Annotated in this window: 18 protein-coding genes and 1 pseudogene; 10 read left to right on the top strand and 9 right to left on the bottom strand. The window is 45.3% G+C overall.

Annotated features, from left to right (window positions below; translation table 11 throughout):
- The first annotated feature begins 47 nt into the window (after nt 1–47).
- The 4 genes from MY523_RS11605 to MY523_RS11595 are packed head-to-tail and all read left to right on the top strand — an operon-like array spanning nt 48 to nt 1,686.
- On the top strand, nt 48–518 hold the full coding sequence (locus tag MY523_RS11605) for a GNAT family N-acetyltransferase (protein ID WP_250654865.1): 471 nt from the start codon (nt 48–50) through the stop codon (nt 516–518).
- Nucleotides 519–1,055: a YgjV family protein gene (locus MY523_RS21950; protein WP_370300971.1), complete on the top strand. Its 537-nt coding sequence runs from the start codon at nt 519–521 to the stop codon at nt 1,053–1,055.
- Nucleotides 1,056–1,108: 53 nt separating this feature from the next.
- Nucleotides 1,109–1,387 (top strand): BrnT family toxin, encoded by a 279-nt coding sequence (locus MY523_RS11600; RefSeq protein ID WP_250654864.1) that lies wholly within the window; start codon nt 1,109–1,111, stop codon nt 1,385–1,387.
- A complete protein-coding gene (locus MY523_RS11595) occupies nt 1,384–1,686 on the top strand; it encodes a hypothetical protein (protein WP_250654863.1) in 303 nt (100 codons plus the stop codon). The genes MY523_RS11600 and MY523_RS11595 overlap by 4 nt, the downstream gene beginning before the upstream one ends.
- Nucleotides 1,687–1,946: 260 nt before the next feature.
- On the opposite strand, the gene MY523_RS11590 is transcribed toward MY523_RS11595, so the two are convergent.
- Both MY523_RS11590 and MY523_RS11585 read right to left on the bottom strand, forming a co-directional pair.
- The gene (locus tag MY523_RS11590; RefSeq protein WP_250654862.1) at nt 1,947–2,258 is read right to left on the bottom strand and encodes a type II toxin-antitoxin system RelE/ParE family toxin; all 312 of its coding nucleotides are present in this window, start codon (nt 2,256–2,258) and stop codon (nt 1,947–1,949) included.
- A 4-nt stretch (nt 2,259–2,262) separates the two neighbouring features.
- Nucleotides 2,263–2,499 carry an addiction module protein gene (locus MY523_RS11585; RefSeq protein ID WP_250654861.1) on the bottom strand — a complete coding sequence of 79 codons (237 nt, stop codon included), beginning with the start codon at nt 2,497–2,499 and terminating at the stop codon, nt 2,263–2,265.
- Nucleotides 2,500–3,044: 545 nt separating this feature from the next.
- Here MY523_RS11585 and MY523_RS11580 point away from each other — a divergent pair.
- The 4 genes from MY523_RS11580 (at nt 3,045) to MY523_RS11565 (ending at nt 4,187) form a co-directional block, all read left to right on the top strand.
- Entirely contained in the window at nt 3,045–3,308 is a 264-nt protein-coding gene (locus MY523_RS11580; protein ID WP_250654860.1) for a BrnT family toxin, read from the top strand.
- Nucleotides 3,298–3,549 (top strand): type II toxin-antitoxin system BrnA family antitoxin, encoded by a 252-nt coding sequence (gene brnA / locus MY523_RS11575; protein ID WP_250654859.1) that lies wholly within the window; start codon nt 3,298–3,300, stop codon nt 3,547–3,549. The genes MY523_RS11580 and brnA overlap by 11 nt, the downstream gene beginning before the upstream one ends.
- An 81-nt stretch (nt 3,550–3,630) precedes the next feature.
- The gene (locus MY523_RS11570; protein WP_250654858.1) at nt 3,631–3,888 is read left to right on the top strand and encodes a type II toxin-antitoxin system Phd/YefM family antitoxin; all 258 of its coding nucleotides are present in this window, start codon (nt 3,631–3,633) and stop codon (nt 3,886–3,888) included.
- Nucleotides 3,876–4,187, top strand: coding sequence for a type II toxin-antitoxin system RelE/ParE family toxin (locus tag MY523_RS11565; protein ID WP_250654857.1), 312 nt, complete (start codon nt 3,876–3,878; stop codon nt 4,185–4,187). The genes MY523_RS11570 and MY523_RS11565 overlap by 13 nt, the downstream gene beginning before the upstream one ends.
- Before the next feature lie 195 nt (nt 4,188–4,382).
- On the opposite strand, the gene lnt is transcribed toward MY523_RS11565, so the two are convergent.
- The 5 genes and pseudogenes from lnt to miaB form a co-directional block, all read right to left on the bottom strand.
- Nucleotides 4,383–6,011: an apolipoprotein N-acyltransferase gene (gene lnt, locus MY523_RS11560; protein ID WP_250654856.1), complete on the bottom strand. Its 1,629-nt coding sequence runs from the start codon at nt 6,009–6,011 to the stop codon at nt 4,383–4,385.
- Between the two features lie 98 nt (nt 6,012–6,109).
- Entirely contained in the window at nt 6,110–6,952 is an 843-nt protein-coding gene (locus MY523_RS11555; protein WP_250654855.1) for a CorC family transporter, read from the bottom strand.
- Nucleotides 6,949–7,431 (bottom strand): rRNA maturation RNase YbeY, encoded by a 483-nt coding sequence (ybeY, locus tag MY523_RS11550; protein ID WP_250654854.1) that lies wholly within the window; start codon nt 7,429–7,431, stop codon nt 6,949–6,951. Before ybeY ends, MY523_RS11555 begins: the two co-directional genes overlap by 4 nt.
- On the bottom strand, nt 7,428–8,447 hold the full coding sequence (locus MY523_RS11545; RefSeq protein WP_250654853.1) for a PhoH family protein: 1,020 nt from the start codon (nt 8,445–8,447) through the stop codon (nt 7,428–7,430). The genes ybeY and MY523_RS11545 overlap by 4 nt, the downstream gene beginning before the upstream one ends.
- Nucleotides 8,448–8,523: 76 nt before the next feature.
- A pseudogene (gene miaB, locus MY523_RS11540) lies at nt 8,524–9,840 on the bottom strand (tRNA (N6-isopentenyl adenosine(37)-C2)-methylthiotransferase MiaB); the annotation flags it as partial.
- A 325-nt stretch (nt 9,841–10,165) separates the two neighbouring features.
- Here miaB and MY523_RS11535 point away from each other — a divergent pair.
- Nucleotides 10,166–10,483, top strand: coding sequence for a DUF1820 family protein (locus MY523_RS11535; RefSeq protein WP_250654852.1), 318 nt, complete (start codon nt 10,166–10,168; stop codon nt 10,481–10,483).
- Nucleotides 10,484–10,533: 50 nt separating this feature from the next.
- A complete protein-coding gene (gene trmH / locus MY523_RS11530) occupies nt 10,534–11,232 on the top strand; it encodes a tRNA (guanosine(18)-2'-O)-methyltransferase TrmH (RefSeq protein WP_250654851.1) in 699 nt (232 codons plus the stop codon).
- Nucleotides 11,233–11,255: 23 nt separating this feature from the next.
- Here the strand turns inward: trmH and MY523_RS11525 are convergent, their stop codons facing one another.
- A complete protein-coding gene (locus tag MY523_RS11525; protein ID WP_250654850.1) occupies nt 11,256–11,534 on the bottom strand; it encodes a peptidylprolyl isomerase in 279 nt (92 codons plus the stop codon).
- Nucleotides 11,534–12,916, bottom strand: coding sequence for an ATP-dependent RNA helicase DbpA (gene dbpA / locus MY523_RS11520; RefSeq protein ID WP_250658812.1), 1,383 nt, complete (start codon nt 12,914–12,916; stop codon nt 11,534–11,536). The genes MY523_RS11525 and dbpA overlap by 1 nt, the downstream gene beginning before the upstream one ends.
- Between the last annotated feature and the right edge of the window lie 97 nt (nt 12,917–13,013).

Raw genomic sequence — 13,013 nt, 5'->3', positions numbered from 1 at the left:
GGGGGAGAGGCATCGTGAGGTGTCTCCCTATCCCGATTAGGCATAAAATGAGCATCCGGGCATATACACAGAATGATCTAGCTGCGATTTTTGATATCTATAGTCGCTCAAAACTTGATGAGCTCAAATTCGAAGATAAAGTCTTTACGCTTCTACCATTAGAGGAAGATGACGTTAGATTAAACGGATTAATGGAGTCAGAAATATATGTGCACCAAGAACAAGGCCAAATATTGGGTTTCGGAGCTGTCTGTGGGAACGAAATTCGCGCCCTGTTTGTACTTCCCGAATGTAGAGGGCAAGGTGTAGGAAAAAATTTACTTGAATTTCTATTGTCAAATATCCAAGGCCAGCCTTGTCTATATGTCGCAAGCACAAATCAACCAGCTAAATATTTATACCAACGGTATGGTTTCGGTGTCACAGACACTTTTGAAACCACATATAATCAAGTGGCTGTTATTGCGCAAAAAATGGTTCGTATAGCTCCAGCCAGCACCAGTCGGAGTATGAGTTAAATGGATTTATCTACCGTATTTGGTATATCCGGGGTTGTTGCTAATGCGTCATGGCCTCTTATAAAACAACGAAAATTCCTTTTAATAGGCCAAGTTATAGCCTGCATTTTTATGTTTGCGCACTTCTGGTTGCTTGGTGCGTATACTGGGGCTACGGTTATGGCTGTTGCTGGAATACAAGCCTCCTTGGCTATTCCACTAGAGGCTCATCCGCAATTCAGGTCAGTCTATCTTGCATCTCTCCTATTAACTCCTTTGGTCGCTTGGTTAAGCTGGCACGGGCTGCCGTCTGTTTTTTCAACTCTTGCGCTAGTGTTTTTCTGTATAGGTAATCTCCAAATTAACACCAAGCGCCTTCGTATTTTTCTGTTGTTTTGCCTCTTTTGTTGGATCGGCCATAACCTGCTAATTTTATCGTACCCTGCGTTAGCGTCTAATTTAATCGCACTTTGTACCAGTATTTATGGTCTCTCGCGGGAGTTCATGCCTAACAAGTCAAGGCAGCAGGATGCGCAAACAGCGCGCGCCTCTGCTTGAGGTGTTAATTTCAGTTGATGACGTTCGGCACACGTTGTGCTAGTCTTTCTTGCATGAAACAAATTAACTGGAATGCAGAGAAAAATCAGACTCTGATGAATGAACGAGGTATCTCTTTTGAGGATATCCTTTTCTCTATTCAGCAGGGTGATTTACTGGATGACCTAATTCATCCGAATAGTGAAAAATATCCTAATCAGAGGGTATTCGCTATAAACGTTGAGGATTACGCATATTTAGTCCCATATGTTGAAAACGAAGAAGAGATTTTTCTCAAAACCATCATTCCAAGTCGCAAGGCGACAAAGAAATATTTACGAGGTGAGGTATGAGTAGAGTCAAACTGGATCAAGAAGAGCAAGACATTCTGGATGCTTTTGAATCAGGTGAGTTTGAATCAGCTCTAACAGAGGAGCGTAAGTCTTATTTAGCTCAAGCAGCAGAAGAAACGTTCAAGAAAGATAAACGTATCAATATAAGAATTTCTAGTAGAGACTTATCTGCACTACAAAGAAGGGCTCTAGAAGAAGGTCTGCCATATCAAACGTTAGTAGCAAGCATATTGCACAAATATGTTTCCGGTGGCTTGCGAGACATCACAGCTAACAAAGCATTGCACCGGACACGCTAACGCTCGCTCGGTGAATGCAGCGTTAGAAGAATATAGGAGTCATACCTCGGTTGTGGGCTGGACTCGCCCTGCTGCGCGCCGCTCGGCCTTTGTTGCGGCTGTAGAATAACTAAATTGGATATTGTTCAAGTGATATTGAACATAAAATAGACTAGAAATGGCGCTACTACGTGAAAAGTAGATAGGTTTTCCTCTATTTTTATTTTAAATTTACGTACGCGCGTTTCATTGAAAGCCGGTTAGGTTTTTCTACAGGCTCGTTAGGGAGAAATACGATCTCGCCAATAACCTGGTTTTCTGGACTGATGTGCAACTGCAACAATTATTGTTAGTTCGTGGCGTTCTAGAACAACTATATCAAATGGAAAGCGCTTAAGAATCAAACGCCTTAAGTCAATGCGATTTATTTTATTGGGCATAGGGCTTAATGGAATAAGTTTATCTTCTATAACGTCAAAGGCTGCTTCAATGGCATCATAGAAATCATATCCTAAGCCTTCACATTCTTTTTCATACCAGGCAGCCGCCTCTGCTGCTTCTTCGAGAGCCTGATCTAAAACCTTAATTGGCAAAATGTTACCCTTTCAGCCTAGCTTCCATGCGTTTACGAAAAGTATTTCTGTCTAGTAGTTTTGCGTTACCAGCATCAATTTGGGCAACTCGTTTTTCAATCTCATGCTCCCACTCACTTGAAACGTTACTTTTATTTGGGGCATCAAGGCTCTCTATTAAATCATGCGCAAGCTCTGCACGCTCTGATTCAGATAATGTCATTATTTGAGATCTTAAATGGTCAAAAGCGGCTGTAGACATATGGCCTCCATAAGGAATACTATCTGTAGCATTCTAATCGGATTAAATACCCCTAACAAGCGGCTCCACCGGACAAAATTTTAAGTCGCTTTTTTATACCAAAAAAGCCGCCATTAAATTTTCCAGTGTGCCATGCTCGTTATATGCCAAGGAAGTTGATATTTTGAAGAACTACCTAATTCAAGGCTAAGGGATACTAACAAGACACTTATTCTATAAAAAATCAATAATTCATCATCCATTCGATATTTCGCTCTCAATAACGTTAAAAAGAGTAAGTCAACAGGCCATTACTCGGTTCCTCTTGGAGTCTGATAGACATTTTGTAAGGTTGACGAAAAATCCGTCAGTCCGGGATCGTCATGAGTCCTCAGGCGAAAACCTGATCATCTTGATAGGTAAGGGGGCGTTAGAACACGTTATCACAAGAACACGAAACACTAACTGTTAATATGGGTGTCTCGTTTAATCTTTCATCGTTTAATCTTTCTAGCTATCTCACGCATCACTTGAAAAATGCTTAATATAGGTATATTTTTTATACCATGTATAATTTTGAATTTGACCATAAAAAGAGCAATTCAAATCTAGACAAACATGGTATTGATTTCAATGAGGCTCAGTCCCTATGGGGTGATCCAGACCTTATAGAAATCCAAGCCAAGTCAGAAGATGAGCCTCGCTCCTTAGTAATAGGCCGTATCGGTGAAAAACACTGGTCGGCAGTTATTACTTGTCGGAAAGAAAGTATCCGAATAATTTCGGTGAGGCGTTCTCGTAAAACTGAGGTAGCACTGTATGAAAGCTAAAGACTTCGACAAAAAGTTCGATAATAACGAAGATATTATAGATGATCTTGATTTGTCTTCCATTAAGCGTCCTAACCAAGCTCAGAAAAGAGTAAATGTAGACTTTCCTACTTGGATGATCGATTCCTTAGATAAGGAAGCAAATCGAGTTGGCGTAACACGCCAATCAATTATCAAAGTCTGGCTAGCGGAGAAGCTGGAAGAACAAGCAGCTAACAAGGCGTTGCACCGAACTCGCTAACGCTTGCTCGGTTAACGCGGCGTTAGTTTTTTTTGAAATGGAGTGATACTATAGTGATACATTTTATTTTAAGGTGTCACTATGAGAACCGAAGTCGTTACGACATTAAAGAGGCAAGCAACGAAACTACTTGCAGACTTGCATGAGTCAAAAGAACCTATTCTCATAACTGAGCATGGTCAGCCATCAGCCTATTTGCTTGACGTTGCCGACTACGAATTGATGGTCAATCGGATGAAAATTCTAGAAGGTATTGCCAAGGGTGAGCAGGCTATTCGAGACGGCAGAACCATGGATATGGGTCAAGCAAAAGATAAAATGAATAAATGGCTCAAATAATCTGGACTGAGCCCGCACTAAATGATTTGAACGATATTGCTGAGTATATTGCGGTCAGCAATCCGTATGCAGCTAAACAACTAGTAGAAAACGTTTTCAGCAATGTCCAGAGACTAGAACAATTTCCAGATTCAGGCAGAGTACCTGATGAGATTTCGAATCTAAATTACCGAGAAGTTGTAGTAAACCCTTGCCGTGTTTTTTACAAAATTGACATGGATTCGGTGTATATCCTTCATGTGATGAGACAAGAAAGGGATTTAAGGAAGTTCTTACTGTCTACCACAAATGGAAGCTAACCAAGCCTTCAACTGGCTTCGCTCGGTTAACGCGGCGTTATGTTTTTGAAGCAACAGCGCGTCAGCCTAAACAAAACAGTTGCAATAATCACGTCAGCCGTTTTTTTATTGTAATACCTTTCTTACGAAGCTTTCGGTAATACTCTGTAGCGGTTAAAGTGGTAGTCTTTGGCGATGCCAAAGTATTTGATCCAGCTATGCAACGCGCTGAGTTGCTGCACTAAGCCGGGCAAGGCTGACTCTACGAACGATCAAAATCAGGGCGCAGAGTAGCAATATTGGCGTGGAGCCAAAAATGTTAAACGGTGTTCTTCCGCCCATGGCATAAATTTCTCCTGTCATCACGGTTCTGACAAATTGTTCTGACTGATTTTGAATCGCCCCTTCCGGTGTAATGATGGCACTGATGCCGTTGTTGGTTCCTCTTACGATATACCTTGCATTTTCAAGTGCTCTCATCTGGGCCATTTCAAGATGCTGTAGAGGGCCAATAGAGCGACCAAACCAGCTGTCGTTACTGATTGTGAGGAGGTATTCGGCATCATTTGCGTTATTGGCAACAAAATCCGGGTATACGATTTCATAACAAATATAGGGTGTAACAAGCCTGCTACCTTCTTTGAGGGCTGACTGTTCAGGCTTGCCAGCAGAGAAGCTGGACATCGGTAGATCAAAAAACTCAATAAGACCGCGAAGCATGCTCTCCAGCGGAACGTATTCGCCAAATGGTACAAGCCGCTGTTTATGGTAAATACCTTCTCCCGCTCCTATGCTGATAATGCTGTTGTGTATCGTCATGCGACCGGTGTCGGGGTCTTTTTCCCGGTAGGGAATTCCGCTAATCAGCGTGCTGTGTTCGTCGTTTGCTTGTGTTGATATGGACTGAATAATGTTTTTGGCCTGATCATGGAGCACGGGAATAGCCGTTTCTGGCCAGATTATAAGATCCTTTCCCCAGTGTGGTTCTGAAAGTGTTTGATAGATATCGATGGTTTTTAGGCGATAACCTCTGGTCCATTTTAGTTCTTGTGGAATATTGGCTTGCACCGCAGCGACGGTGATTGGGGTTTTGTCTTTAAGATAACTCCAATTAAATGTTCCCAGCAGCGCACCCATTATCCAGAGTATGGCTGCAAAAAACACAAAACTGGCCGGAAGTCTCTTGCGTTGAGGCTTTCCTGTTTGTGCTGGAAAGGCCGGTTTGCTTCCCAGCCAGCGTTGTATAAGAGAAGACTTGTTTACAAAGTACCAGATAGCGCTGCCTGACAGGCAGCATATAAAGGTAATCCCGTGGACGCCCAGTATGCTGGCCCAGCCTGAAAGAGGGGTATTTAAATGCCCATAGCCAAGATAAAGCCAGGGAAAGCCTGTTAAGAACCAGCTTCTGAACCAGTCCCCCAATACCCAGATAGCCGGGAACGTGAGCACTGACCAGCGGTCTTGCCCATTAAATAGCTTACGGAAGAGCCAAAAGGTCGCCGCAGGAAAAAACGCAATGGCGGCCACAAACAGTGCGGTTAGGGCCCCGGCTAGGGGAGGCGGAGCATTTCCAAAATTGTTGATGCTGACATAAACCCAGGATGCACCTGAGCCAAAGAGGCCGATGCCGAATAACCAGCCAAAGAGTAAGCTCTTTTTAGCGCTGGAACCACTCATTCCTTGCATGATGAGTGTGATGGAAAGAATGCCGAGCGGCCATAAGTTGAATGGACTTAGGCTCAACGTCTGCATGACGCCAGCGACCGGAAAAGCGAGCCACTTAAGCCATTCGCTGTGTAAAAATGAGAATGGCTTTTGAGTGTTCCGAAGTTGGTTTGAGGTCATTGGCGCTTTATTGTTGGTGAGTCATTGGGCTATTGATCGCGAGGCTATCAATTATTGTCATAAGTTGCGTCACGTATAGCCATAGGGTCGCCCATAAGCTAGCGGGTTTTGTGAGCCTGAAGCAATCTTACTGTTCGGTTGTCTGCATTCAGTACTGTAAACCTGAATCCGCTGAACTCTACGCTTTCTCCGCGGCGGGGAAGGCGACCAAACTGCTGCAGCACTAAGCCTCCAATTGTATCGAAGTTGTCCTCACTGAGTTCAAGCTTAAAGAACTCATTGAAGTCTTCAATGGGGGTGATGGCTTTAATAATATATTCGCCAGCGCCTCGCACCTTAATAAGGGCTTCCTCATCAATATCGTGCTCGTCTTCAATTTCGCCGACTATTTGCTCCAGCACGTCTTCAATCGTTACAAGCCCTGAGATGCCGCCGTATTCGTCCACCACTATTGCCATGTGGTTGCGTGTCGCTTTGAACTCTTTCAGCAGTTGATTGAGTCGTTTGCTTTCAGGAACGACGGTTGCAGGGCGAAGTACGTCAGTCAGTGAGTTTTTTCTTAATTCACCTTTAAGTGCTAAAGGAAGCAGGTCTTTGGCAAGTAAGATGCCAACGACATCATCGGGTGATTCGCCAATGACCGGAAATCTGGAGTGTGCAGAACTAATGATGTCATCAAGGTATTCTTCGGGCTCTTGAGAGGCCTTTACCGTAATCATCTGGGAGCGAGGAATCATCACTTCGCGAACTTGCATGTCGATGACCTGCATTGCGCCTTCAATAATGTTCAGCGAGTCAGTGTCTATGACATTCTGTTTTTCAGCTGTTCGCAGTATCTCTGTGACATCTTCGGTCGATTGAGGCTCGCCTGAAAAGGCTTTTGATATTTTTTCCAGCCAAGACTTATTGTCTTGACCGCTTATCGAGTTGTCTTCGCTCATTGGCTTGTGTCCTGATCCTGATAGGGGGCAGGATAACCTAGCTCCATAATTATTTCAGTTTCAAGCCCTTCCATTATTAGGGCTTCCTCTTCTTCTATGTGGTCGTACCCTTGCAGGTGAAGTACGCCATGCACAACCATGTGAGCCCAGTGGGCTATTAGTTCTTTACTCTGCTGTTCAGCTTCTTGTTCAACGACTGGCGCACAGACGACAAGATCGCCAATAGAAGACTCACCCAGCAAGTGTATATCGATTCCGGGGGGCGCTTCAAATGGAAAAGACAAAACATTTGTTGGGCCGTCTTTTCCCCGATAAGTTTGATTTAAATCTGCACTTTCTTCAATACCCACAATACGAATCGTTACTTCGGCCTCACTCTTTTTTGCTTGATGAGCACTGTTGGCCCACAAGCTGAGCTGTTCAGGGGAGGGAAGTGCAGGGTTCTCCGTCTCGATCTGCAAATCAATATGGATGGTCATGATTTTGCCGCTTGATCCTGTTTGGTGTTGTGCTTATCGTAGGCTTCTACGATCCGTTGCACCAATGGGTGCCTGACAACATCTCTGGATGTAAAGCGTGTAAAGCCTATCCCCTTAACATCCGCCAGGACTTCCCCAACATGTTTAAGGCCAGATGCAGTGCCTTTCGGCAGGTCAATCTGAGTGATATCGCCTGTGATTACCGCCGTAGAGCCAAAACCGATGCGTGTTAGAAACATCTTCATTTGCTCGCGAGTGGTGTTCTGACTCTCATCCAAAATGATAAATGAACTATTCAGTGTTCGCCCTCTCATGAACGCCAACGGTGCAATCTCGATGACGTTTTTGTCGATAAGTCGTGTCACCTGATCAAACCCAAGCATCTCATAGAGCGCATCGTAAAGTGGGCGCAAATAGGGGTCGACTTTCTGGGCCAGATCGCCAGGCAAGAAGCCTAACTTTTCGCCAGCTTCGACTGCGGGCCTAACCAGTAGAATACGCTTAACCTCTTCATTTTTAAGCGCTTCGACGGCACAGGCAACAGCTAGATAGGTTTTACCGGTTCCTGCGGGGCCAATGCCAAAATTCACATCATGGGTTTTAATATTGCGAACATAATCGAGCTGGTTATCACCTCTGACTTTCACCTGCACCTTTGATGCTTTTATTATCTGATAAGCATCATACATTGAGCTGCCAGACTCAGAGTGATCAAGGCCTGACTCTCTGATAAACAGGTGGATCAGCTCAGGGTCGAGCGATGCGCTGGCTTCTGTTTCCCGGTATAAGTGTTTGAGGATTTCTATTGATGCCTGAGTGGATTTGCTGTCGCCGGTAAGCTTGAAGAGATTGCCACGATAATTTATAGACACGCCCATTCGTCGTTCTATTAATTTCAGGTTCTCATCGAACTGGCCCGATAAGGCAGCCAGGCGGTCATTATCACTCGGTTCCAGGTGAACCTGTTTGGAATCTTTTGCTGTCTTGGTGGTATTAATCGTGTTTACCTGCTGCAAGGGGCTAATATTAGTAGAGAGTTTCGCTCATGACGTCGTTCAGTGCTCTCTAGTATTTTAGTTCGTCAATGCGTTGACCGCGAAGAGAGTTTGGCAATGCCTCAACAATTTCGACATCAACAAAGTGCCCGATCACCTGCGTATCATCAGTACGGAAGTTTACGACACGATTGTTCTCAGTTCGCCCCTGCAACTCACCTGGGTCTTTCTTTGAATGGCCGGTCACCAGTATACGTTGAGTTGTGCCCACCATCTTTCGACTAATGTCCTGAGCATGCTGCAAGATACGCTGCTGAAGAATTGAAAGGCGTTCTTTTTTGGTTTCTTCGGAGATGTCATCCGGCAAATCAGACGCCGGTGTACCTGGTCTGGCGCTGTAGATAAAGCTAAATGAATGGTCGAAGCCGATATCCTGAATCAGTTTCATTGTGTCGGCAAAGTCATGATCGCTTTCACCGGGGAAACCCACGATGAAGTCAGACGAGATGCTCATATCTGGTCTGATATTGCGTAGTCTTCTGATCTTGGACTTATACTCAAGTACCATGTGCCCACGCTTCATTGCGGCGAGAATGCGGTCAGAGCCGCTTTGAACCGGCAGATGAAGGTGGCTGACCAGCTCTGGCACTTCGGCGTAAACATCAATCAGGCTATCAGAGAACTCTACCGGGTGAGAGGTAGTGAAACGAATGCGGTCAATACCTTCTATCGCGGCAACATACGTAATCAGTTCGGCCAAGTCGATGGTGTCGCCGTCATGGGTATCCCCACGATAAGCATTTACATTCTGACCCAGTAGGTTCACTTCCCGCACGCCTTGTTCTGCCAAGTGCACGATCTCAGCAATAACGTCGTCTACAGGGCGGCTTACCTCTTCGCCTCGCGTGTAAGGAACGACGCAAAATGTGCAGTATTTACTACAACCTTCCATAATCGAAACAAAGGCAGAAGGGCCATCTGCTTCAGGTTCTGGCAAGCGGTCAAACTTCTCGATTTCAGGAAAACTGATATCGACGATGCCAACGCCACCGTTTTCTGACGCGTCAATCATCTCTGGCAGCCGGTGAAGGGTTTGTGGGCCGAACACCATGTCCACATAGGGCGCACGCCCCATTATGGCTTCACCTTCCTGGCTGGCAACACACCCCCCTACACCAATTTTTAGATCGGGGTTGGAATCTTTGAGTTTTTTCCAACGACCTAACTGGTGAAATACTTTTTCCTGTGCTTTTTCTCTAATAGAGCAGGTGTTTAGTAGCAATATGTCCGCATCATCGGCGTTGTCGGTTAATACAACTTCGTGACTGTCTTGAAGTAAATCTGCCATACGTGATGAGTCATATTCGTTCATCTGACAGCCGTGGGTTTTAATAAATAACTTCTTAGTCGCCATTTTGCCTTACTACTAATAATTGATGATGGTTCTATATTGATTGGGTGATTTTGCCCAGCGTCTGTAACGCCGTAACCGACCAGTGTGAATGTTGGTCAAACACGCTTGAACAGCCACTACAGAATAATCACGGCATTATACATTGGGATGTTTTAAATTTCGAACTATCTGTAGTGACGATGCTTAATCTGCCGCTGCTATTTTGCTGGAGAACAAATTAATCTGGGCTTTGAGATGTGGTATGATTGCCGCCGATTCAATTCTTTCCGGCTTAACTCTTTTTAAGCCCGCGTTGTGTACTATTTAAAATCAGGTTTATAGCTTAATGGCAGTAAAAAAAGTCTACAAAGTTATTTTTTATAACAATGATGAAATATTCGAAATCTATGCGACACATGTCTACCCCAGTGAAATGTATGGATTTGTAGAAGTTGAGCAGCTGTTGTTCGGAGAGCGTTCCCAATTACTGGTTGACCCTAGTGAAGAGAAACTTAAAAACGAGTTTGGTGGTGTGAATAGAACGTATATTCCGATGAATGCCATTGTTCGTATTGACGAAGTAGAGCAGGAAGGTATTTCAAAAGTGACGGCGGTTGGCAATTCTGTTGCCTCGTTTCCTCGTTCTCCTGTAAAGCCTGATTAGTGCCTTTTTGCATGCAATATAGCTATTTAATCTAGCATAGAGTGCTTGATATGACCCCTGAACGTTATGCTCGACTGCGTGATACGCTGGATCGCCGGCAGCCAGATTTAACGCTCATAACCGAGCAGATTCATAAACCCAGAAACATTGCGGCCCTGGTAAGGACGGCAGATGCCGTCGGGATTCATCAGGTTCATATGGTCTGGCCGTGGGATAAGCACCGCCATTATCGGGGCACGGCAATGGGCAGTGACCGCTGGGTGAATGTTAATCGGCATGAGTCTATGCCTTCTGCCATCGCTCAGTTGAAACAGAGTGGATACACCGTTTATGCTGCGCACTTTTCAGATAAATCCGTTGACTACCGAGACGTTGATTACAGCGCCCCTTGTGCGCTGGTATTAGGGAATGAGAAGCAAGGCATTTCAGATGAGACGGCAGATTTGGTTGATGCTCATGTTGTTGTGCCGATGATGGGGATGGTTGAATCGTTCAATGTTTCCGTTGCCGCGGCGATTATTCTTGCTGAAGCTCAGCGGCAAAGGGCTGCTTTGGGAATGTATGACGAGGTGCGTTTAGACGATGATGAATATTGGCAGACGCTTTTCCGGTGGGCTCACCCAACGGTTGCAGAGTATTGTCATAAGAAAGCGCTGGCATATCCAGCGATCTCAAAAGAGGATGGAGAGATTATCGACCCTTCAGCCTGGTACGCTCGGGTGAGAGAGGCGGCGCAGCAAGCCGAATAGTCATTTGCCGCACATTACCGGGGTTACTGTCGGTAAATCGTCTCAATCAGGTGATAGCCAAACTGGGTTTTGACTGGCCCGTGAACCTGCAGCACTTTTTTCTTGAATACTACATTATCAAAGGCCTTAACCATCTGACCGGGGCGAAACTCGCCCAGGTCTCCACCTCTTTTGCCCGACTTGCACTGCGAATACTTTTTTGCCAGCTTGCCGAAATCTTCCCCTTTGGCGAGTCTCTGTTTCAGCTTTTCGGCTTCTTCTTTCGTTTTAACTAAAATGTGTCTTGCGCATGCAACGGGCATTATAGAATCCTTGCCTTGAACTTGCGGCCTTTTATTTTACCGTTTAACAATCGACCCAGTGCGGTTTTGGCGTGTGCTCTTTCAATCGCAACGTATGATGAGAAGTCAGTAACATCAATCTTGCCAACGGCTTTTCCCGCGATGCCTGCTTCGCCTGTCAGTGCGCCTAGAATATCGCCTGGTCTGACTTTTTGCTTTCGTCCACCATGTATACACAGAGTCGCCATCTTAGGCAAAGGAGGGAGTCTGTCCTCACTGTTATCTGACTTCTGCATTTCACCATACTTAATAGGCTGCTGCTGGCCATCTTCAATGGCTTCAAGTTTGTATTTCTCAGAGCTGGTATACAAACTGAGTGCCAGCCCTTTCTTTCCGGCCCGGCCTGTGCGCCCTATACGGTGCGTATAAATGTCGTTGTCTCGCGAAAGGTCGTAGTTGATCACCGCTTGAAGGTCATCAATATCGAGGCCTCGAGCCGCAACGTCTGTAGCAACGAGAATCGACACGCTCTGATTTGAAAAGCGGATAAGTACTTCGTCTCGCTCCCGTTGTTCTAAATCTCCGTGCAGCGATAGAGCGCTTAGCCCGCTGTCGGTAAGGTAGTCGGTTAACTCTTGGCAGCACTGTTTGGTATTGCAAAAAATTACCACTGATGCCGGTTGATGGGTGATGAGCAATTGATAGGTTGCATCATTTTTCTGGTTTCTTGAAACCTGATAAAAAACTTGTTCTATCTGACTGTGGCTATGGACAGATTCAACACTGATCTCAATAGGCTGTTTTTGAAGGTGACCGCTAAGCTGCTCTATTTTATCTGGATACGTGGCAGAAAAGAGTAGGGTCTGCCTTTTTGAGGGGGTCTGCATGACAATATTTTCAATATCATCATAAAACCCCATATCGAGCATTCGGTCAGCTTCGTCAAGTACCACTGTATCGACACCATCTAAAACAAGGGTGCCTTTTCGTAGATGATCTTTAATACGCCCTGGCGTGCCGACAACGATATGGGCACCATGTTCCAGCGAGCCAATCTGAGGGCCAATGGGTTGTCCGCCACATAAGGTGACCACTTTAATATTCTGTTGGTATCGGGCAAGGCGACGAATCTCTTTAGCAACTTGAGCGCTCAGCTCGCGAGTAGGGCACAAAATCAGTGCTTGCACACCGAAGAAGCGAACGTTCAGTTTATTGAGAATAGGCAGCGAGAATGCGGCTGTTTTACCGCTACCGGTTTTAGCTTTGGCGATTAAGTCATGACCTTTGAATGCCAATGGCAGGCTCTGCTCCTGGATAGCCGTCATGGCAGTGTAACCAAGGGCGTTTAGGTTATCGATAGCGGCTTTAGGCAGGTTTAGGCTGGAAAAAGTCTGGGTATTCAAAGGTGTTGTCACGTATATCTCTTTTAGGCATGTGGCTGAGAGCCGGGATTATACCAGAGAGGGGGCGTTCATAAGGTAAAAAAAATCGCAAAACTTC

It is taken from the genome of Alkalimarinus coralli (assembly GCF_023650515.1).
Classification (GTDB): Bacteria; Pseudomonadota; Gammaproteobacteria; order Pseudomonadales; family Oleiphilaceae; genus Alkalimarinus; species Alkalimarinus coralli.
Note: the sequence above shows the minus strand (reverse complement) of the source record. Positions and strands in the feature narration are given on the sequence as shown.

Excerpts from the sequence above, each read along its gene's own strand:
- MY523_RS11605 (WP_250654865.1), top strand. The coding sequence starts at position 48 with ATGAGCATCCGGGCATATACACAGAATGATCTAGCTGCGATTTTTGAT.
- MY523_RS21950 (WP_370300971.1), top strand. The coding sequence starts at position 519 with ATGGATTTATCTACCGTATTTGGTATATCCGGGGTTGTTGCTAATGCG.
- MY523_RS11600 (WP_250654864.1), top strand. The coding sequence starts at position 1,109 with ATGAAACAAATTAACTGGAATGCAGAGAAAAATCAGACTCTGATGAAT.
- MY523_RS11595 (WP_250654863.1), top strand. The coding sequence starts at position 1,384 with ATGAGTAGAGTCAAACTGGATCAAGAAGAGCAAGACATTCTGGATGCT.
- MY523_RS11585 (WP_250654861.1), bottom strand. The coding sequence starts at position 2,499 with ATGTCTACAGCCGCTTTTGACCATTTAAGATCTCAAATAATGACATTA.
- MY523_RS11580 (WP_250654860.1), top strand. The coding sequence starts at position 3,045 with ATGTATAATTTTGAATTTGACCATAAAAAGAGCAATTCAAATCTAGAC.
- brnA (WP_250654859.1), top strand. The coding sequence starts at position 3,298 with ATGAAAGCTAAAGACTTCGACAAAAAGTTCGATAATAACGAAGATATT.
- MY523_RS11570 (WP_250654858.1), top strand. The coding sequence starts at position 3,631 with ATGAGAACCGAAGTCGTTACGACATTAAAGAGGCAAGCAACGAAACTA.
- MY523_RS11565 (WP_250654857.1), top strand. The coding sequence starts at position 3,876 with ATGGCTCAAATAATCTGGACTGAGCCCGCACTAAATGATTTGAACGAT.
- lnt (WP_250654856.1), bottom strand. The coding sequence starts at position 6,011 with ATGACCTCAAACCAACTTCGGAACACTCAAAAGCCATTCTCATTTTTA.
- MY523_RS11555 (WP_250654855.1), bottom strand. The coding sequence starts at position 6,952 with ATGAGCGAAGACAACTCGATAAGCGGTCAAGACAATAAGTCTTGGCTG.
- ybeY (WP_250654854.1), bottom strand. The coding sequence starts at position 7,431 with ATGACCATCCATATTGATTTGCAGATCGAGACGGAGAACCCTGCACTT.
- MY523_RS11535 (WP_250654852.1), top strand. The coding sequence starts at position 10,166 with ATGGCAGTAAAAAAAGTCTACAAAGTTATTTTTTATAACAATGATGAA.
- trmH (WP_250654851.1), top strand. The coding sequence starts at position 10,534 with ATGACCCCTGAACGTTATGCTCGACTGCGTGATACGCTGGATCGCCGG.
- MY523_RS11525 (WP_250654850.1), bottom strand. The coding sequence starts at position 11,534 with ATGCCCGTTGCATGCGCAAGACACATTTTAGTTAAAACGAAAGAAGAA.